The following is a 19,351-nucleotide window of genomic DNA, read 5'->3' on the forward strand; positions in this document are numbered from 1 at the left end:
CTACCGCGTCGGCCCGAAAATCGAAATCGATTTCCGGAAAGCACGATGCGCAGATTCAATGTGTTAGAGCGTGGTTTGTGCGTCCAAGTGGTTTGTGCGTCCAAGTGGACGCACGTCGCTCTATCGCGGTGCAAAGATCCGGCCGAGCAGCGAAACCAGCAGCACGGCCAGTTCGCCGGTCGGATCGAGGTCCGGATCGAAAATGGTCATATCCATTCCGGTGCAGCGCGGATTCGCTACCAGCGCCGCGAGGATGGCGACGAGATCGTCGGGATCGATGCCGGGGCTGCCTGGTGAATCCACCGCCGGCATCACTGTCTGATCGAGCGCATCGACGTCAAAATGCAGCCAATAGGGCCAGCCGCTTCGCGCCAGCGTGGTCCAGGTCTTTTCCAGAACCTTTGCCGCGCCAAGCTCTCGCACGGCAAAGACGTCGATCAGCGTCATCGCGGCCGAATTGATGTCCGGCCAGGCGAAGTCGGGGTTGCGGTTCTCGCGTTCGCCGATCTGAATCACATGTTCGTCCGCAACAAGCGGGCTTGCGATATCAGGCCAGTCGGTCAGCAGCGGCTCGCCACGTCCGGTGGCAAGCGCAAGGTCCATGCCGGCGGCCGAGCCGAGCGAAGCGTTGATGTCGTAGTTACCCGGATGGCGGAAATCGCTGTGGCCGTCGACATGAACCAATGCCAGCGGACCGGATCGCCGTGCAGCAGCCAGTGCGCCGAGCAGGACCGCGCAGTCGCCGCCGACGACCAGCGGGAACTCGCCTCGTCCCAGCGCGCCGGCAACAACGTCGGCGAGGCCGAGATTGAAGCTGCGTATCGCGTTGCCGTTGCGCAGCCGGGTGCCCGGCTGCGGCTCCGTGCTATAGGCGGGCCGATCAAGATCAACCACTTTGAGGGGCGAAAGCGTCTCGATCAAGCCAGCTTCGGTCAACGCCTGCGGCGCACGCCACGTCCCCGGTATATGGCCTGGCAGCAGTGGGCGGAGGCCAAGGTTTGAGGGTGCGCGGACAAGGCAGATTTCACGCATGGAATAGGTCCAAGGCTGACGAGCCTCAGCATAGACCGCAAAGACATGACCGGCCACGCGGCTGAAGCCTTCACGTCACATCTACAGACAGTTCCTGCCAGCAGCTATCCCGCTTAGCCCGCCGCCCCTTCAACAAACTGCTCCAGAAACTCCGCGCTCGGCGGGATCGGCTTGATCACGTCGATCAGCACGCCATTGGGATCTCTGGTGATAAAATGGCGCTGGCCGAAGGGTTCGTCGCGGAGCGTTCGCAGGATCGGCAGGCCGGCAGCAAGGATCCGCTCGTAGACTGCATCCGGGTCTCTGACTTCGAAATTGATCAGCAGGCCGGAGGCACGGCCGCGCCCTTCTTCCGGGATCGTTTGGTGATCGCCCTGGACGATGCCGAGATTGACGCGGCGATCCTCGGCGGATTGCAGATGCACGTACCAGTCGCTCTCGAACAGCGGCTTGAAGCTGAAGTGCTTGATATAGAAGGCTTTCGTGCCGGCAACGTCGCCCGTCATCAGCACTGGATAATAGCTCGTCGTCTTCATCTTTCCTTCTCCCGTCAAATAACATACAGTCTGCATGTAAGTTGAATTAACATACAGGCTGCATGTATGCAACAGGAATCCGCGCGCCGCTCCAACCGCGATCGCACCGAAGCGACGCGCGCCGACCTGATCGCCGCGGCGCGAAAGCTGTTCATCGAAAAGTCCTATGCAGAGACCGGCACGCCGGAGATCGTGGCTGCGGCCGGCGTCACGCGCGGCGCTCTCTATCATCACTTTGCCGACAAGCAGGCGCTGTTTGCCGCGGTGGTCGAGCAGGAGGCGGCTGCTGTGGCGCAAGAGATCGAGCGCGCCTCACCACCCTCGCTGTTTGCCCGCGATGCGCTGATCGCTGGTTCGGATGCCTACCTTGCCGCCATGCGCGCACCTGGCCGCACCCGGCTGCTGCTGCTCGACGGACCGGCCGTGCTCGGCCGCGCCGCAATGGACGAAATCGACAACCGCCACGGCAACCGCTCGCTTCGCGAGGGCCTTGTGGCGGCAATGCGCGCGCAGACCATGGTGAGGTTGCCGGTGGAAGCGTTGACCGCGCTACTCGCCGCCGCCTTCGACCGTGCTGCTCTTGCGGTCGAAGCAGGCGCCGAAACCGGCCCCTATCGCGAGGTGCTTGTCGCCCTTATCGACGGACTGTCTCCAGCTCTTCCTCAGGCAGCTGGCCCGGCTCAAGCTCGTTGAAGCAGCCAAGCTGGCGCTTGAACTCGTAGATCAGCCAAGCCGCCGCCGGTTTCGGATTGCGGTCGGCGCGATGCATGGCATAGAGCGCTGCCCGCACCTCACTGTAGGGCTCTAGGTCGAGTTCGACCAACCGACCGCTTGCCAGATCGTCGGCGATCAGCCAGCGCGGCAGCCCGCCCCAACCCAACCCTTCGCGCATCAGCGCATGCTTGGTGCGCACATCGGTCAGCCGCCAGGTGCGGTAGGCAAAGACGCCGTAGTCGCGCCCCCGCGTGCGCTCCGACTGGTCGCTGACGACAAGCTGGATATGTTCGCGCACCTCCTCGAGCGGCACCGGCCGTGGAAGCAGCGCCAAGGGGTGGCTGGGCGCGGCAGCGGGCACCAAAGTGGTGAAGCCGATCCGCAAAAGGTTGACGTCGGCTTCGCCCAAAATGCCGCCAACGCCGAGATCGGCCTGTCCGCCCACGACATGGTCAAGGATCAGGCCGAGCGAGCCTATATGCAGGCGCAACATCACGGTCGGAAACTGCGCCTCGAATGCCTTCAGCACCCGAACCAGTACCGGCAATGGCAGCGTCACGTCGACCGACATACTGACTTCCGCCTCCAGCCCTTGCTTATGGCCGTCGACACGCGAGCGGATGCGCTGCAGCATGCCGACCATGCGCCGCGCATCTTCCAGCGTCGCCCGGCCGACATCGGTCAGCTGCGGTTCGCGCGTGCCCTCGCGCTCGAAGAGCTTCAGCCCAAGCTGCGCCTCCAGATTGGCGATGGCGTAGCTGATGACCGATTGCGCGCGGTTGAGCTTGCGGCCGGCGGCGGAGAAGCTGCCGGTATCGGCGACGGCCACAAGGATCTGGAGTTGGTCGAGCGTCGGATTGGGTTGCATTGCCTTATCCAGATTGTAGATGGATTATATAGAAAATATACCAGTTTTTCAAATGGGTCGATGGACCCATATCTGGCGGGACAAATCATTCCAATCCTGGAGAGCCCGCTATGTCCATCCTTCTTGTCACGTCGAGCCCGCGCGGCACTGCCTCACATTCCACCCGCATCGCCACTGAACTTGCAGAAAAGCTGCTCGCCGCCGATCCCTCGGCCAAGCTGGCCGTGCGCGACCTTGTCGCCAACCCGCTGCCGCATATCGATCCGGACTATTCGACCGGCATCTTTACGCCCGTCGAAGCCCGCACCCAGCGCCAGGCCGAAGTCGTCGGCGTTTCCGACGCCGTGCTGGATGAGCTGTTTGCGGCCGACACCATCATCCTGGCCACCGGTTTCATCAATTTCGGCATCTCGTCGACCCTGAAATCCTGGGTGGATCACGTCGCCCGCTCCGGCAAGACTTTCGCTTATGGCGAGGATGGCCCGAAGGGGCTCGTCACCGGCAAGAAGGTCTACATTGTCCTTGCCTCGGGCGGCATCTATTCGGAAGGCGCCGCCGTGCAGTTGGACCACGCCATCCCTTACCTGCGTAGCGTGCTTGGCTTCATCGGCATAACCGACGTCGACGTCATCCGCATCGAAGGCGTCAGCATGGGTCCCGAGGCCATCACGGCCGCTCTGGCCAAGGCATCCGCCAAGGTGGATGCCTTGGTGGCCTCGACCGGAGCGGTCGCCACTGCCGCGTAGAGCGCGAGCAACTGCTAACCAGAATTGAAAAAGGCAGGCGCCCGGCGCCTGCCTTTTTGCCATCCGCCTGATGCCCGACGAGGCGTCGGCAGATCCTACAGCTCAAGGGCAGCGACAAGGCTTTTCTGACGTCGCTCCGAAGTCGCGCGACATCGCCATTTGCCAGGCTAACCGAACATCTTCTCGCCCTGCTCGTCGACGAGCTGGATGCCCTTCTTGATCGAGATGTCGACAGCGTCGTCGAGCCCGGCAAAACGGTCGGCGCGGATGAATTTGTGCTCCTTCATCACACCGTCGATTTCCTTCGAAACCACCCCGCAGGTCTGGTATTGGCCCTCCGCCTTGTAGGGCGTGGCGCTGATCAGAAATCCCTTGTGCTCGATCTGCTTTGCCGGTGCAGCGCTTTTTGGCTCGCCCACGTCACTGCCGCCACCGCCAAAAAGACGCTTCAGAAAAGACATGGGGTATCCTCCAACGCAATCATCCTGCATCACATAGCGTGGTGCAGGATGATTTTCACTAGCGGTCCTTAGGCAAACGGGCAAGGGGCCGCATCCGGCCCGGCCTACCAGAGATCAGTCGCGTGACAGCGCTTCCAGGGCTTCGGCGGCCCCTTCCAATATTCTGATCGCCTCGGCCTGTTTTTCAGCCGGCGCATCGACGATGTCACCGAGGGCTGCGCGCAGCCGGTGGCGCACTGCGCGGAATTCGTCGCGCTTTTCCGAACGGCCTCGGCCGCGCCGTCCGCCATCCTCGCCATCGTCGTTCCAGCCGAACCAGTCGCGCGCCTTTGCCATCTTGCGGCCGAAACGCTCGAGATGGTCGAGCACATGGTCGATCATCTCGCGATTGTCGTTGAGATGCGCCTGCCCTGCCTCGGTAATCGAAAACACCTTCTTGTTGCCTTCCGCCGACGAGACGGCATAGCCGGCCTCTTCCAGGAACGTCAGCGTCGGATAGACCACCCCCGGGCTCGGGCTGTAGACGCCGCTGGTGCGCTCCTCCAGCGCCTTGATGATGTCGTAGCCGTGGCGCGGAGCCTCGGCCAGCAGCGACAGCGTGATCAGTTTGAGATCGCCGTCGGCCAGCATGCGTCCGGCGCGGAACATGTCGCCCGGCCCGCCGCGGCCGCCGCCCCTCATGCCGTGGCCAAATGGGCCGAAGCCGCCGCCACGGCCGCCGAACTTGCCGGCCATATGCATGAAAACGCGCTCGGCGCGCTCCCCGAAATGATGATGTCTGTGCATTGTCTGCTCCTTGAGTTATGTCTTACGATATATCTTAATTAGGCGTGTGAGACGATTGAATCAAGATATATCTTACGATGTAACTTAATTCCGCGCCGCAGGATTGAAGGCGCGCATTTGCGGCCCGGAGTCAGTTCCGGCCTTTCGATGAAGGATGTCTGTGCCGGCTACCAGCGACCCTTGCGCCGGTTCCAGGCATAGAGAAGATCGGCGAAGCGATCATAGGCATAGCGCGTCAACGGCAGCGCGACGCGGTTGCCGAACAGCGCCGCCAGCCAGCCCTCGCCCGGTGTTGCCAGCCAGACGGCAATTGCGACGTCGGCGCCGACCAGCAGTTTGCCGTCCGCATCGGTTGCATGCAGCCGGCGGCGGATGTCCTCCAGCGACACGCCGTATCCGGCCAGCGCCGACGGCTCGGCATTGATGTCGCGAAACGCTATCCGCCCGGCCTTGATCGCCTCGACCAGCCGCCGCTTCTGCCTGACGATGCCGGCATCGCAAACCGGACAACGGGTGTTGTACCAGATGGTCAGCAGAGGCTTGGGCATGTGTTTAGCGACCTGAAGGGCTGCGCTGACTATCCGGGAAATGTCCTCGCCCCGCAACGTCCGGACCAGCCTGGCCGCGACGCGGCATCTTGCCGACGAATTGCGGTCTGAAAAGTCAGAATTTGTAGCCGAAGCGCTCGAAATCCCTGAAATAGAGCCGTCGCACGATGCTTTTCGCCTCGTCATCGTAGACCGCGCGATAATCGTAAGGTGTATTGACGTTTGACCGGGGAAGCTTCACCTCGCCCGGCAGATCGAGTCGTTCGACCAGCGCATTAAATTGCTCGGCCAGTGTTTCAAACCGCAAAATCTCGTCGATGATGAGGTTTCCGTGCCTGTCCGAAATCCAGCTCGTCTGGTCCACCCGCACAAGCCGGTTCTTGCGTTCGAGATAGCGCAGGAAAGCCTTGAAATCCAAGACCCTGGCTCTGTGCCAGCGCCGGCCGGAGAGATAGTCGCGGCGGAAATAATAGGTCGAGACCGCAAGTTCGAAAGGGTTGCGCACGACGGCGAATTTGTAGGCGCTATCATAGATCTCCGCCGGCAGCTTGTGCTTCACCCAGCTTGCTTTGTCATGCTGCCTGAGGAACGCATTTTGAGGCGTTTCGCGCACGGGAAGATGTGACAGCAGGCGACGCCATTGCGTTCGCTGCGGTCTCAAGCTCCACGGACTTAGCGCACGGGTGAGCGAGGTCCCGGCGGTCTTCGGGATATGGATGAAAATGAAGTTCTTTTCGAGCGAAAGCAGCATTCTTCCTCATGATCGGCGGATCGGGCGCCGTCAAGCGGCGCCCGACCTTCCGATATCAGGAACTCGGCCTTGCGCGGGTCTGTAGCCGCGCAGCGTCTCACCCGAGCGAGGCGATGATCTCGCGATAGGCCAATTCCGGGAAAGCCTTGAGCGTCCGCGTCCTCACGTTACCGCCTGACGCCAGCATCAGCGAGAAACGAGCGAGCACCGCGTCGTCGGGCGCTTCGACGATCGCCACCATATCGCATTCGCCCATGGTGAGATAAAACGCCCTGAATGAGCCGCCCATGTCTCCCAGCAGCTTCTTGGCGGCATCGAGCCGCTTCGGCGACTCGCGCACATTTTTGGCGCCCTGCTCCGTCCAGTTGATCAGCACGATATAGTTCGTCATGCACACCTCCCTCCGGGGCCTCGGAGCACGGCGTCACTGCCGGGGCGGGCATCCGGGTTTGTCGCCCAGAAAATGCATCCGACACGAGATTATCCTCCCACAGCAGGTGTGCTGCAAGAACAACCGCACCGTCTGCGAGACAATCTCTGTGCCGCGAACGAAAAAGGGCGCCGCAGCGCCCTTCAAATTGCTTATCCGGTACCCCGGCATCAGCTGTCGAGGAAGCTCCGCAGCTTGCGCGAGCGGCTCGGGTGCTTGAGCTTGCGCAGCGCCTTGGCTTCGATCTGGCGGATACGCTCGCGGGTCACCGAGAACTGCTGGCCGACTTCTTCCAGCGTGTGGTCGGTGTTCATGCCGATGCCGAAGCGCATTCTGAGCACGCGCTCTTCGCGCGGGGTGAGCGAAGCAAGCACCCGCGTCGTCGTTTCGCGCAGATTGGCCTGGATCGCCGCATCGATCGGCAGGATCGCCATCTTGTCCTCGATGAAATCACCGAGATGCGAATCCTCCTCGTCGCCGACCGGCGTTTCGAGCGAGATCGGCTCCTTGGCGATCTTCAGCACCTTGCGCACTTTTTCCAGCGGCATGGCGAGCTTTTCCGCCAGTTCCTCCGGCGTCGGCTCGCGGCCGATCTCGTGCAGCATCTGGCGCGAGGTGCGTACGATCTTGTTGATCGTCTCGATCATGTGCACCGGAATGCGGATAGTGCGCGCCTGGTCGGCGATCGAACGGGTGATCGCTTGCCGGATCCACCATGTCGCGTAGGTCGAGAACTTGTAACCGCGCCGGTATTCGAATTTGTCGACCGCCTTCATCAGGCCGATATTGCCTTCCTGGATCAGATCGAGGAACTGCAGGCCGCGATTGGTGTATTTCTTGGCGATGGAAATGACGAGGCGCAGATTGGCCTCCACCATTTCCTTCTTGGCGATCGCGGCTTCGCGCTCGCCCTTCTGCACCTGGTTGACGATCTTGCGGAACTCGAGGATCGAGATCGCCGTTTCGGTGGCGAGGTTCTGGATCTCGGCGCGCAGATCGCGGATCGCGTCCTTCTCGTTCTTGGTGAATTCCTTCCAGCCGCGCGAGGTCAGATTGCCGATCGAGCGCGTCCAGTTCGGATCGAGCTCCGAGCCCTGATACTCCTTCAGGAATTCCTCGCGGCGCACGCCATAGCTTTCGGCCAGGCGCAACAGCTTGCCTTCATTCTGCACCAGGCGCTTGTTGATGTCGTAGAGCTGCTCGACCAGCGCCTCGATGCGCGCCGTGTTTAGGGACAGCGACTTCACCGCCTTGATCAGCTGGTCCTTCAGCTCCTTCAGCCGGCGGTCCTGGCTGGGCGACAGCGTGCCGGCTGCGGCCAGCCGGTTCTCGACCTGCTGGTCCTGCAGCTTACGCAACTTCTTATAGGTGTCGGCGATGACGTCGAGCGTCTCCATCACCTGCGGGCGCAGTTCCGCTTCCATCGCCGCCAGCGACAGGCTGGCCTCGTCCTCGTCTTCCTCGTCGTCATCAGTCAGACCGCGCGTGTCGGCGCCGACATTGGTGATGTCGTCCTCGTCCTCGCGTGAACGGCGCGGCTTTTCCTCGGTCTTGGCTTCCTCAATCCGCTCGACCACCGGCGCCTGCTTGGCCTCCGGCCCGGCATAGGTCGCTTCGAGGTCGATGATCTCGCGCAACAGGATCTTCGATTCATTGAGCTCGTCACGCCAGATGATGATGGCCTGGAACGTCAGCGGGCTTTCGCACAGGCCCGCGATCATCGTCTCGCGGCCGGCCTCGATGCGCTTGGCGATCGCGATTTCGCCCTCGCGCGACAGAAGCTCGACCGAGCCCATCTCGCGCAGATACATGCGAACCGGATCGTCGGTGCGATCGGTCGGCTCTTTCTTGGTGGTCGTCGCGGCTACGGCGGTGCCGGTCTGCTCGGCCAGCTCGTTGGCGTCTTCCTCGGCGTCGGCAGCCGCATCGGCGGCTTCGGGCTCTTCGCCCTGCTCGTCGTCCTCGACCACGTTGATGCCCATGTCGGAGAGCATGGCCATCGTGTCCTCGATCTGCTCGGAGGTCACTTCCTCCGAGGGCAGCACCGAATTCAGTTCGTCCATGGTGACATAGCCGCGCTTCTTGGCGGCCTTTATCATCTTCTTGACAGCATCGTCGGAAAGGTCGAGCAGAGGGCCATCGGTGGCGCCTTCGCGTTCGGTCTCGACCTCTTCCTTTTCTTTTGTCGCCATTCTTTATTTTCTCCAAGCGGCCAAGTATCAAGCCGCGTAAGCTGCCGTACCGGTTAAATCAGATGCGCTCGCTCTTGAGCGCGCTTCCCCGGGCCAGTAACTGCATCTCTCGTTAAGTCCAGATTAACCCTGGTATCTGTGGCAGGCCGAATGCCTGTCCAGTGACCGGTACCTCACATCGCTGCACTTCCCGTCGACGCCGGCGCGGGTTAACGTTTCGAATCGTCCTGATTCCGTCATTCTGCCAGAAGGTCAAGCGCCTCTCGCATGATTCGCATGAAAAAAGCGAATCAATTACCGACTTAAAGCGCCGCGGCTGATTCGACGCGCAAGCACGGTCCTGCACTTTCACTCTTTCGTAAGCTTCGACCTACGCCCGCCCGGCCCTGCCCGAGGACACACCGAACCCTTCGATCAGCGCTTCCGTTGCTTGCACGTCACGAAATTGCGCCTGGATCTCGATTAGATGCCGGTAGTTTTCGTCCGTGGGATCGCTAGCGAGCGCCGCTTCCGCCTGTTTCAGCTCCTTATGTAAGGTGCGCGCGCTGCGCTGCAAGTGGAGGGCCTGGCTGAAGGCGTCGCGGGCATCGTCAAGTCCGGCGGTTTCCAGCGCCGGCCATTGCCGCGCCCGCTTGATCAGCGCCACTGCGCGCGTCCAGATTTCGCCGCAGCCGGCCCGTTCGATCGTCGCGATCACCGCGTTGCGGTCGTTGGCCATGTCATGGGCCATCGCGTCGAGAATGGCCGCGTGCAATCGCTTCAGATCGGTGTTGGCGAGGTCGAGGAACTCGACATGGGCGAAATTCTCGTCGATCAGTGCTGGATGATTGACAAGAGCTGCAATGATCGTCGCCTCGCGCACCGACATTCCCTCGCTGCTGCGCTTGACTAGCGCCGAACGGCCGAGGCTTTCGGTGATCGCGGTACGTCCACCGCCGCCGCGTGCGAACTGTCCGCCAGGAGTTGAGCCCTTGCCCTGAAAGCGCTCGCCGGGCCGCCCACCTTGACGCCCATCTTGACGACGCTCTTGGCGCCCGCGCTGGGCACCAAAAAAGCTTAGCACCCGCTCGCGCATTTCCTGTTGGTAGTGGTAGCGCAAGCTCTCGTCGCGGATGCGGCTGGTCAGTTCGCGCAGCGTCTTTTCCAGTTCCGCCCGCCGCTCCGGCGTGTCGAAGATGCCGCCGGCCGTTTCGCGCACCCACAAAAGGTCGGCGAGCGGCCGCGCCTCGGAAAGCACCGCGCGAAACGCGTCCGGCCCATCGGCCTTGACCAGATCGTCGGGGTCCTTGCCTTCGGGTAGAAGAGCAAAGCGCACCGAGCGGCCTGCCTGAACCGCCGGCAGCGCCATATCGGCGGCGCGCCATGCCGCCTTCAGTCCGGCCTGGTCGCCGTCGAAGCACAGCACCGGCTCGCCGGCCATGCGCCACAGGAGCTCGAGCTGGTTTTCGGTCAAAGCGGTGCCGAGCGGCGCCACGACATTTTCGAAACCGGCCTGCGCCAACGCGATCACGTCCATATAACCTTCGACGGCGATGACCGTGCCGCCCTTGGCCAGCGCCCCCTTTGCCAGCGCTTGGCGCGCACGGGCGAAATTGTAGAGCACATTGCCCTTGTGGAAGAGCTCGGTGTCGGGCGAATTCATGTATTTGGCGAGCGCATCGGCTGCCAGCGCCCGCCCGCCAAAGGCGATTATCTTGCCTCTGGAATCCGGGATCGGGAACATGATGCGGTCGCGGAACCAGTCGTAGGAAACCGGAACGTCGTCGCCATGGCGCACCAGCCCGCATGCCTCGATGTCGGCTTTGGGCACGCCCTTGGCGGCAAGATGCTCCTTCAGCGCGTTGCGGCTGTCAGGCGCATAGCCGAGCCGGAACGATTGCTGCGTCGCCGGCGTCAGCCCTCGGTCGCGCAGATAGGCGCGGGCTTTTGCGCCTTCCGCGCCCTGCAACCGCTCCTGGAAGAAGGCGGTCGCCATCTCCATGACATCGGTCAGGCTGGCGCGTTCCTTTTCGCGCCGTTCCTCCTGGGCATCGCGAACCGGCATCGGCACGCCGGCCATGTCGGCGATCTTCTCGACCGCTTCGGGAAAGCTCATCCCGTCGAGTTCGGTCAGGAACTTGAAATGGTCGCCCGAAACCGAGCAGCCGAAGCAATGGTAGCGGCCCTTCTTGTCCTCGCAATGGAAGGACGGGCTCTTCTCGCCATGGAAGGGACAGCACGCCCAATAGTCGCCGCGCGGCGCGTTGGTCTTCTTCCTGTCCCACGCCACGCGCTGGCCGATCACCGATGAAATCGGCACGCGGTCGCGTATCTCGTCGAGGAAGGCAGGTGGAAAGCGCATCGGGAACGGCTCGTTTGGCCTCCATATAATCACGCCGGAGAAACCCGACGACTCCTAATGCGGAACCATACCCGGTTTTCACAGGGCACAAAGAAGGCGGCCTCTGCGGGCCGCCTTCTTTTCATGTGTCCGGCACAGCGCCAGTCAGCCGTTCCGCAGTCAGTGCGTAGCGATCGCGCCGAAGATGATGCCGGAGACGACGCTGACCAAGAGATAGTCGTTGCCGACGCGGATCCATTCCTGGCCACGGCCCGGACGACGCAGGCCATAGTGGCGGTAGTCGCGGATTGGCTGGTGGCGCTTCCAGCTGGAATATTTCTGGCCGTTGCGCCAATGGTTCCTCTTTACGACGACTTTCTTCTTCACCACGACGCGCTTCTTCACGTCGACATGCTTGCCGGGCTTCTGCCAGTCAACCTGGCTGTAGGTCGACTGCGGTGCATTCGGCGTGTTCAGCGGCGCTGCCTGGCCCTGCAGCGACGTGGCAGCCAGCATCGAGAGGGCGACTGCGGAAAGAACGATGCGTTTCATGACTGGGTACTCCTTGGTTGTCGATGCCTGAGGAATAGAGCCCGAAGAATGAACCGGAACTGAACGTTCAGATTACGTTTTCGTAATGATTTCTTATATTTAGACTACCTAATTCAACACCCTGCTCAAACTGGATCTGAAGGTGTCGATTGCTTTTGACCACGCGGCCGTCCGCAAGCCGGCCGGCAATGCAACCATTTTGCGATCCATCCATTTCCGACACGCCCTGTCGCGCGCCAACAGCCACCCGAACTGGGCAAAATTTATTATCCGGCTAAAAGTAATCGGAGTAGTATCAACCCTTGCAATGTCCTTGATTCGCACCCTCTTTTGCCCCTTTGCCATCACGATGCCCGCATCGCTGGCGCGTCGGATTGCGAGCCTGATATGAGCGGCTCTGTCGTTTTGCTGCATCTTGCCGGCGCGGTGGCGCTGATGCTGTTTGCCACCCGCTTGGTCAAGACCGGTGTCGAGCGCGCCTATGGCGATCTGCTGCGCCACAAGCTGCGCGCCACCATGCGCAATCCTTTCATGGCGGTTCTGGCCGGCTGCGGCCTGGCGATCGCGCTGCAAAGCTCCACCGCCGTCACCTTGCTGGTCGGCTCCTTCGCCGGCGCCGGCATCGTCAGCGGCATGTCGGGCCAGCTTGCCGTGCGCGGCGCCGAGATCGGCTCGGCGCTGGTGGTCAAGCTGCTCACCTTCGATCTTTCGCTGCTGGTGCCGATCTGCCTTGTCGCCGGCACCGTCATGTTCATGGCCACCGAGCGCCGCGACTGGCGCCAGTTCGGCCGTATCCTGGTCGGCATCGGGCTTTTGGTATTGTCGCTGGAGATGATCGGCCAGGCGTCGGAGCCGCTGCGCCAGAGCACGCTCATGCCGGTTATCGTCGACTACTTCTCCGGCGACCCGGTCACCGCCTATCTCCTGGCGGCGCTGGTCACCTGGCTGTTCCATTCCTCGATCGCCGCCGTCCTGCTGATGGTGACGCTGGCCGGCCGCGGCTTCATCCCGCCCGAACTCGGCATCGTGCTGGTGCTCGGCGTCAATCTCGGCTCGTCGATCATCGCGCCGCTGCTCACCCGCAACGCGGAACCGGGTGTGCGTGTCGTGCCGATCGGCAATCTCCTGATGCGCGGCATGGGCTCTCTGGCCATGCTGATCCTGTTCCTGTGGTCGAAGCCGCCGGTTGCCTTTCTCGGCGCCACCGTGCCCGACCAGATCGTCAACGCGCATATCCTCTTCAACATCCTGATCCTGGTTGCCGGCCTGCCCCTGGCCGGTCTCGTCTACCGCGCTTCGGAAAAGATCGTGGCGCTCGGCACCAAACCGGCGCCGGCCGACGCGCTTGACGTCGTCGAACTGTCCGCGCTCAACGACAGCGCCCTGGACGTGCCAAGCCAAGCGCTGGCCAACGCCACCCGTGAGGTGGTGCGGGTCTGCGAGACGGTCGAGATCATGTTGAAGCGCATCATCGAGCTCTATGAGAGTGCCGACGCCGACAAGATCAAAGCGCTGGCCGCGCTCGACGACCGCGTCGACAAGAAGCACGCAGCGATAAAGCTCTATCTGGCCAAGGTCACCAAGAACCCGTTGAGCGAGGACGAGGCGCTGCGCTGCCAGGAGTTGATCGGCGCCTGCGTCAAGCTCGAACAGGTCGGCGACATCATCGTGCGCAACATGCTGGTGCATGTCAGGAAGAAGCTCGAGCGCGGACTGGAATTCACGCCCGAGGGCTGGCGCGAGCTTAGCGCCTTCCACGCTTCGGTGCTAGCCAACGCACGGCTTGCCTTCAACGTGCTGGTCTCGCGCGATCCCGAGACCGCCCGCCAGCTGGTGCTGGAAAAGGACCGGCTGCGCGACCGCGAGAAGGAGACCAGCGCCAGCCATTTCGTGCGGCTGCGCGACGGCACCGCCAAGAGCGTCGAGACCAGTTCCATCCATCTCGACACCATCCGCGACTTGAAGCAGATCAACTCGCTGCTCGCCTCGATGGCCTATCCCGTGCTCGAGGAACGCGGCCTGCTCACCGGCTCGCGGCTGAAGGCCGGATAGGCGTTGACGCTGTTTTCCCTTCTCCCCTTGTCGTGGGATCAAGAAAACCTAAAGCGGCGTCGACAATTTCTGGATTGCCCGCGGCTCTCGTTCGTGATTTGAGGCTATCCCATCCAAGGATCGCCTTCCCGCGCCATGCTTCCCCTCATCGCCCTGTTCATCGCCGCATTCGCGTTCGGCACCACCGAGTTCGTCATCGCCGGCGTGCTGCCGCAGGTTGCGGATGGCCTTGGCGTTTCCATCCCGACTGCCGGCTACCTCGTCTCGGGCTACGCCGGCGGCATCGCGATCGGCGGACCGCTGCTGACGCTCGCCACCAAGGCGATTTCCCGCAAGGCCTTGCTGCTTGGCCTTGCCGCAGCCTTCACCATCGGCCAGGCCGCTTGCGCACTTGCACCCGACTTCGCCTCCATGTTGCTGTTGCGGATTGCGGTGGCCGTGGCGCACGGCGCCTATTTCGGCGTCGCGATGGTGGTGGCGGTCAGCCTGGTCCGCCAGGACCAGCGTGGAATGGCCGTTGCGCTCATCCTGTCGGGCCTGACCGTCTCCAATGTCATCGGCGTTCCGGCCGGCACGGCGATCGGCAATGTCTGGGGGTGGCGCGCGACGTTCTGGGTGATGTGCGCGCTTGGCGTGGTGTCTATCGCAGCGATCACCGCCCTGCTGCCGCGCAAGACGGGTTCGTCGCGCCAGTCCGTCAGCTTTGGCAGCGAGGTACGCGTGCTCGCACGCCAGCAGGTCTGGACGTCGCTGATCCTCATGCTGATGCTGATGATCGGCCAGTTCGGCCTGTTCACCTACATCACGCCGACGCTGCTTGAAATCACCGGCCTCGACGAAGACCTGGTGCCGTGGGTGCTCCTGCTCAACGGGGTCGGCGCCACGATCGGCGTCTTTCTTGGCGGGCGGCTCGCCGACTGGAAACTGATGCCGTCGCTCATCACCATGCTTTTCATGCAGGCGGTGACACTTGCCGTCATTTACGCCGTCAGCCCGTACCCGGTGCCGATGGTGGTGGCGATCATTATCTGGGGCGGCCTCAGCTTTGCCATCGGCACGCCGATCCAGACCCGTATCCTGACCTGGACGGCGGACGCCTCCAACCTCGCCTCATCGCTGATCCCGGCCGGTTTCAATGTAGGCATCGCGCTGGCCGCCTCGCTCGGCGCCGCCATGCTCAATGCCGGTTATGGCTATCGCAGCCTGCCGGTGGTTGGAGCCATGGCCATGCTGGTCGCCGTGGCAGTCGCGTTTGCCTCGCATGTCCAGGAGTGGCGCAGCAGCGCGACACCACCTCTACCGGCCGCTGCCGAATAGACGGCGCCACGCCTCGTAGAAGACAGACGTGCCTCGTCAGTTCGTCTCTTTCAGCACATCGATGAAGGCGCGCAGGGCCGGCGGCACGAGGCGATGACCGGGATAGTAGAGGAATAGGCCGGGAATCGCCGGACACCAATCCTCCAACAAACTGACGAGCGCTCCCTGCTCGATGTAAGATTGAGCAGATTTGTCGGAGATATAAGCGACACCCAAACCACCGACCGCTGCCTCAGCCATCAGGTCCATATGGTCGAGCGTGAGCACGCCCGGGACATCAATGGAGATTTCCTGGCCATGTTTCTCGAATTCCCAGCGATAGGGCTTGCCGCTCGGCAGACGGAACCGGATGCAGGTGTGATTCCTAAGGTCATCAGGCACTCTCGGGGCCTGGCGGGCGGCGAGATAGCTCGGCGAGGCGACGGCAATGAAGCGCGTCGCCCCACCGAAGCGTACCGCAACCATGTCCTGTGGCACGGCCTCGCCAAGGCGGATGCCTGCGTCGAAGCCTTCGGCTACAATATCGATCAGCCTTCCCTCGGTAACGAGGTCGAGCGAAACCTGTGGGTAGCGCGCAAGAAAAGCCGGCACCGTGGATTTAAGCAGCATTCGGGCTGCGATCTCGCTGGAATTGATCCGCAGCGTACCTGCTGGGAGGCTGCGGAAGTTGTCCACCTCCGCAAGGGCCGCGTCTATGTCCCGCAACAGCGGCTGCAGGCGCGCGACGAGCCGTGCGCCGGCCTCTGTCGGTGCCACGCTGCGCGTGGTGCGATTGAGCAGGCGCACGCCCATCTCTCGCTCCAAAGCCCGCATCATGTGGCTGAGCGTCGAGGGCGACAGGCCGAGATCGTCCGCCGCCTTGCGGAAGCTGCGGTGGGAGACAATTGCCGCAAGTGCGGTCAGTTCGCGAAGGCCGGATCCATCACTCATGGGGAATCTTCATCAACTCATGCGAGATTGGGTGGATAGTACCATGAATTGGAAGGGATATCTTGTGTGGAGATAGCCGCGATCACGCGGTTTGGCGAACAAGGACTTCTCCCATGACCAAGATTTCTCCCGCGACCAGGACCTGGTTCATCACCGGTACCTCCTCCGGCTTCGGGCGGCTGCTGACGGAAAGGCTTCTGGCCCGCGGCGACCGGGTGGCCGCGACCGTGCGCAAGCCAGACGCCCTTGCCGGCCTGAAGGCAGATTATGGCGATCGCCTTTGGATCGCCTCGCTTGACGTTACCGACACCGGCGCAATGCGGCGGACGATCGACAAGGCTTTTCACGATCTGGGCCGCATCGATGTCATTGTCAGCAATGCGGGCTATGGCCTGTTTGGCGCGGCGGAAGAATTGGACGACGATCAGATCCGCCATCTGATCGATACCAACCTCATCGGCTCGATCCAGCTCATCCGCGCCGTGCTCCCGCATCTAAGAAAACAGGGCGGCGGCCGGATTCTGCAAATCTCCTCGGAAGGCGGACAGATGGCTTATCCTGGTTTCAGCCTCTATCACGCCACCAAATGGGGCATCGAAGGCTTTGTCGAATCCGTCCGGCAGGAGGTTGCGCCGTTTGGCATCGCCTTCACGATCGTCGAGCCCGGGCCGACGCGGACAAACTTTGCGGCCGGTTTGGTTAGTGCCAAGCCTACGGGCGCCTATGTGAATACGCCGGTCGGTGACCTGCGCGGGGCTTTTGCCGAAGGCTCCTTCGAGGTAAAGGGCGATGCGCAGAAGATGGTCGAAGCGATGGTAGCCTCAGTCGAACAGAACCTCGCTCCCCCGCGGTTGACGTTCGGCGCCGCCGCCTATGCCTCGATCAGCAGCGCGCTCCAGGGCAGGCTCGCCGAACTCGAAGCCCAGAGGGATATTGCATTGTCGATGGATTTCGACAGCTGACGGATGAGGTCAGGTTGACTTGCCAACGCTGCGGCAGCGTTGGCTGAAAACCTGCGGACCAGATTTTACAAATCGATCCGGTAGCGCAGGCTTTCGGCACCGCCATACGCAGCGTCCTCGAAGAAACGCCCGACGAGCCGGCCGCCATTGACCAGCACCACCTTCTGCGAGGCGAGATTACCCGGCTTGGCGGTGATCTCGACGAAGGGCAGGCCGAGCGCCCTCGCCTCGCCGAGCATCAGCCGCAGCGCCTCGGTCGCATAGCCGCGCCGCCGCTTCCACGGCACCACCGCGTAGCCGATATGGCCGAGCACATGCGGCGGCAGCTCGGCGGTGCCGCGTTGCCAGCGAAAGCCGATCGAGCCAGCGACTTCGCCGTCCCAGATCCAGCGCCGGAACCCCGGCAGGCGTGGCACTTTCGTCCCATCGGGCAAGGTGATCGGACCAGCCCTGGCCTCGGGGTCGTCGAAACCGGCGAGGAAAGCCACCGAATCCTTTTCGATGGCCGCAAGCTGCTCGCGCACCGCCTCCATCAGCCGCACATTGTCCGGCGACCAGCCGCGCTCAAGGGCGGCCTTATAGGATGGCAGATGTTCAAGCGCCGGTTTGACGAGTTCGACCATGACATAGGATTCGGAAGTTGACCTTCAGGGGCGGCTTTCTAAAATCAAGTATCATCGATGGGTCTACCACTGGAGTGAACACAATGGCCGGCAACACGTCTGAGAAGTCGGCGAAGGCCGCCGAGCGGGTCGCGACGAAGCCGACCCTCCTCTCGGGCGGCAACCCTCAGATCCCGAAGGGCTACGGCGATGCTCCCGTGCAGGCCTACATCGCGGCCATGCCGGGGTGGAAAAGCGATGTGGGGCGGCGCCTCGACGCGATCATCGTGCGCACCGTCCCCGGCGTGCACAAGGCAGTCAAATGGAACTCGCCTTTCTACGGCATCGAGGGCCAGGGCTGGTTTCTGTCGTTCCATGTCTTTACCCGCTACGTTAAAGTGACCTTCTTCCGGGGCACGTCGCTGCGCCCTGTTCCTCCCGGCGAGTCCAAGCACAAGGAAGTGCGCTACCTCGACGTCTATGAGGACCAACTCGACGAAGCTCAGTTCGCCGCTTGGGTGAAGCAAGCCAGCCAATTGCCCGGCGAACGACTGTGAGATGCGAGTTAGCCAAGGGCGTCCGCAAGCACCTCATTCAAGCGTGCGAACGCGGCGGTCTCGTCTGGCGCATGGGCCGGATTAACCTCTGTGATGGTCAGACCGCGCCATTGCGGCAGGGCGGCCAACTGCTTTAGCACGAAGGCGGCTTGCTCCAATTTGAGACCGCCGCAACGGCGCACATTCTCAGCAATCGGAAAATCGACAAAGGAGAGTACATCGACATCGAAGTGGATCAGCACGCAGTCAAAGCGCGCCGCCCATTCGGCCGCGCGCGCCGCCGCCTCGATATCATTCAAAGCTTCCTCACGCGATATAACCTTGATCGCGTTATCTCTGATCGTCGCGGCTTCGGGGGGAGTGATGTTCACGACGCCGAAATAGAGGAGCTGCTGAGGCACGAGCATCGGACGGGTTGGGCCGAGCCTCGCGAGCGAAGGCTCGCATCCCGAAATATTGAGCAGATGAGCGACACCCGTCCAGTCCAAGGCGCCGTCGCTCGTGTCGGGTGTGTTGAGATCGGCGTCGAAGTCTATGTAGACGAGTCCAATCCGCGCGCCGGCGGCGTTTGCTCCGGCGACCGTTCCCAGCTCCACAGTACAATCCCCGCCTAAAACAAGCACGTCTTCCTGCGCTGCGATCGCCGTCGCCACGTGGCTTGCGACCAAGTCACAGGCGTGGCGCACGGCCTCCAGGTTCATAGCCTGCGGCTGCGAGGGATCCGGTCGCCATCGGAACGATGCAACATCGCCATGATCCCTGATGGTTCGGCCTCGGCTCACGAGCGCCTCTGCAAGCCCATGTCGCCGAAAGGCGGCGGGGGCTTGTTCCTGCCCCGGCGAATAGGCGCCGGCGCTGGTGGCGGCGCCGATAATGTTCAACAAACGCGCTGCCAAATCGAAGCTCCATTTTCGGATGATCCTCGTTGCAAAACGTGTCCGGAGGGAGGAAGGTTCCTGCTCGACGTTGAGAGTTTGGCGCCGGAATTGGCATCA

At 62.4% G+C, this 19,351-nt stretch carries 21 protein-coding genes; 7 read left to right on the forward strand and 14 right to left on the reverse strand.

What is annotated here, in order from left to right:
* Nucleotides 1-120: 120 nt before the first annotated feature.
* Nucleotides 121-1,032: an arginase family protein gene (locus EOC94_RS17485; RefSeq protein ID WP_185928262.1), complete on the reverse strand. Its 912-nt coding sequence runs from the start codon at nucleotides 1,030-1,032 to the stop codon at nucleotides 121-123.
* Nucleotides 1,033-1,145: 113 nt separating this feature from the next.
* Nucleotides 1,146-1,568: a VOC family protein gene (locus EOC94_RS17490; RefSeq protein ID WP_127292087.1), complete on the reverse strand. Its 423-nt coding sequence runs from the start codon at nucleotides 1,566-1,568 to the stop codon at nucleotides 1,146-1,148.
* 66 nt (nucleotides 1,569-1,634) lie between these two features.
* Between EOC94_RS17490 and EOC94_RS17495 the strand changes: the two genes are divergently transcribed.
* Nucleotides 1,635-2,261, forward strand: a complete 627-nt coding sequence (locus EOC94_RS17495) for a TetR/AcrR family transcriptional regulator (RefSeq protein ID WP_127292090.1) — start codon at nucleotides 1,635-1,637, stop codon at nucleotides 2,259-2,261.
* Here the strand turns inward: EOC94_RS17495 and EOC94_RS17500 are convergent.
* On the reverse strand, nucleotides 2,203-3,150 hold the full coding sequence (locus EOC94_RS17500; protein ID WP_095488949.1) for a LysR family transcriptional regulator: 948 nt from the start codon (nucleotides 3,148-3,150) through the stop codon (nucleotides 2,203-2,205). The genes EOC94_RS17495 and EOC94_RS17500 overlap by 59 nt on opposite strands.
* Before the next feature lie 110 nt (nucleotides 3,151-3,260).
* Between EOC94_RS17500 and EOC94_RS17505 the strand changes: the two genes are divergently transcribed.
* Nucleotides 3,261-3,896, forward strand: a complete 636-nt coding sequence (locus EOC94_RS17505; protein ID WP_095488948.1) for an FMN-dependent NADH-azoreductase — start codon at nucleotides 3,261-3,263, stop codon at nucleotides 3,894-3,896.
* Between the two features lie 167 nt (nucleotides 3,897-4,063).
* On the opposite strand, the gene EOC94_RS17510 is transcribed toward EOC94_RS17505, so the two are convergent.
* From EOC94_RS17510 to EOC94_RS17545, 8 genes are all read right to left on the reverse strand, one after another.
* Nucleotides 4,064-4,357 carry an HlyU family transcriptional regulator gene (locus tag EOC94_RS17510; RefSeq protein WP_095488947.1) on the reverse strand — a complete coding sequence of 98 codons (294 nt, stop codon included), beginning with the start codon at nucleotides 4,355-4,357 and terminating at the stop codon, nucleotides 4,064-4,066.
* 114 nt (nucleotides 4,358-4,471) lie between these two features.
* Nucleotides 4,472-5,143 carry a PadR family transcriptional regulator gene (locus EOC94_RS17515; protein ID WP_095488946.1) on the reverse strand — a complete coding sequence of 224 codons (672 nt, stop codon included), beginning with the start codon at nucleotides 5,141-5,143 and terminating at the stop codon, nucleotides 4,472-4,474.
* A 167-nt stretch (nucleotides 5,144-5,310) separates the two neighbouring features.
* Nucleotides 5,311-5,691: a DCC1-like thiol-disulfide oxidoreductase family protein gene (locus tag EOC94_RS17520; protein ID WP_185928263.1), complete on the reverse strand. Its 381-nt coding sequence runs from the start codon at nucleotides 5,689-5,691 to the stop codon at nucleotides 5,311-5,313.
* Nucleotides 5,692-5,806: 115 nt separating this feature from the next.
* Nucleotides 5,807-6,442, reverse strand: a complete 636-nt coding sequence (locus tag EOC94_RS17525) for a sulfotransferase family 2 domain-containing protein (protein ID WP_095488945.1) — start codon at nucleotides 6,440-6,442, stop codon at nucleotides 5,807-5,809.
* Between the two features lie 97 nt (nucleotides 6,443-6,539).
* Nucleotides 6,540-6,833 (reverse strand): GYD domain-containing protein, encoded by a 294-nt coding sequence (locus tag EOC94_RS17530; RefSeq protein ID WP_095488944.1) that lies wholly within the window; start codon nucleotides 6,831-6,833, stop codon nucleotides 6,540-6,542.
* Between the two features lie 209 nt (nucleotides 6,834-7,042).
* On the reverse strand, nucleotides 7,043-9,064 hold the full coding sequence (gene rpoD / locus EOC94_RS17535) for an RNA polymerase sigma factor RpoD (protein WP_095488943.1): 2,022 nt from the start codon (nucleotides 9,062-9,064) through the stop codon (nucleotides 7,043-7,045).
* 370 nt (nucleotides 9,065-9,434) lie between these two features.
* Nucleotides 9,435-11,405: a DNA primase gene (dnaG, locus tag EOC94_RS17540; protein ID WP_127292092.1), complete on the reverse strand. Its 1,971-nt coding sequence runs from the start codon at nucleotides 11,403-11,405 to the stop codon at nucleotides 9,435-9,437.
* A gap of 159 nt (nucleotides 11,406-11,564) precedes the next feature.
* Entirely contained in the window at nucleotides 11,565-11,936 is a 372-nt protein-coding gene (locus EOC94_RS17545; protein ID WP_126105360.1) for an RcnB family protein, read from the reverse strand.
* A 142-nt stretch (nucleotides 11,937-12,078) separates the two neighbouring features.
* Between EOC94_RS17545 and EOC94_RS17550 the strand changes: the two genes are divergently transcribed.
* From EOC94_RS17550 to EOC94_RS17560, 3 genes are all read left to right on the forward strand, one after another.
* Nucleotides 12,079-12,327 (forward strand): hypothetical protein, encoded by a 249-nt coding sequence (locus tag EOC94_RS17550; RefSeq protein WP_127292095.1) that lies wholly within the window; start codon nucleotides 12,079-12,081, stop codon nucleotides 12,325-12,327.
* Nucleotides 12,324-13,988, forward strand: a complete 1,665-nt coding sequence (locus EOC94_RS17555; protein WP_127292098.1) for a Na/Pi cotransporter family protein — start codon at nucleotides 12,324-12,326, stop codon at nucleotides 13,986-13,988. The genes EOC94_RS17550 and EOC94_RS17555 overlap by 4 nt, the downstream gene beginning before the upstream one ends.
* Nucleotides 13,989-14,123: 135 nt before the next feature.
* Nucleotides 14,124-15,305, forward strand: coding sequence for an MFS transporter (locus EOC94_RS17560; RefSeq protein ID WP_127292101.1), 1,182 nt, complete (start codon nucleotides 14,124-14,126; stop codon nucleotides 15,303-15,305).
* 36 nt (nucleotides 15,306-15,341) lie between these two features.
* Here EOC94_RS17560 and EOC94_RS17565 read toward each other — a convergent pair whose 3' ends face one another.
* Nucleotides 15,342-16,235 (reverse strand): LysR family transcriptional regulator, encoded by an 894-nt coding sequence (locus EOC94_RS17565; protein WP_127292104.1) that lies wholly within the window; start codon nucleotides 16,233-16,235, stop codon nucleotides 15,342-15,344.
* Between the two features lie 113 nt (nucleotides 16,236-16,348).
* Here EOC94_RS17565 and EOC94_RS17570 point away from each other — a divergent pair, with 113 nt between their 5' ends.
* Nucleotides 16,349-17,197, forward strand: coding sequence for an SDR family oxidoreductase (locus EOC94_RS17570; protein WP_127292106.1), 849 nt, complete (start codon nucleotides 16,349-16,351; stop codon nucleotides 17,195-17,197).
* A gap of 65 nt (nucleotides 17,198-17,262) precedes the next feature.
* On the opposite strand, the gene EOC94_RS17575 is transcribed toward EOC94_RS17570, so the two are convergent.
* Nucleotides 17,263-17,820, reverse strand: coding sequence for a GNAT family N-acetyltransferase (locus EOC94_RS17575; protein WP_127292109.1), 558 nt, complete (start codon nucleotides 17,818-17,820; stop codon nucleotides 17,263-17,265).
* Nucleotides 17,821-17,903: 83 nt separating this feature from the next.
* Here EOC94_RS17575 and EOC94_RS17580 point away from each other — a divergent pair, with 83 nt between their 5' ends.
* Nucleotides 17,904-18,356, forward strand: a complete 453-nt coding sequence (locus EOC94_RS17580) for a DUF1801 domain-containing protein (RefSeq protein WP_127292111.1) — start codon at nucleotides 17,904-17,906, stop codon at nucleotides 18,354-18,356.
* 8 nt (nucleotides 18,357-18,364) lie between these two features.
* On the opposite strand, the gene EOC94_RS17585 is transcribed toward EOC94_RS17580, so the two are convergent.
* Complete coding sequence (locus EOC94_RS17585) at nucleotides 18,365-19,252, reverse strand: arginase family protein (RefSeq protein ID WP_185928264.1); 888 nt, start codon at nucleotides 19,250-19,252, stop codon at nucleotides 18,365-18,367.
* Between the last annotated feature and the right edge of the window lie 99 nt (nucleotides 19,253-19,351).

Source organism: Mesorhizobium sp. M6A.T.Ce.TU.016.01.1.1, assembly GCF_003997065.1.
Taxonomy (GTDB): domain Bacteria; phylum Pseudomonadota; class Alphaproteobacteria; order Rhizobiales; family Rhizobiaceae; genus Mesorhizobium; species Mesorhizobium mediterraneum.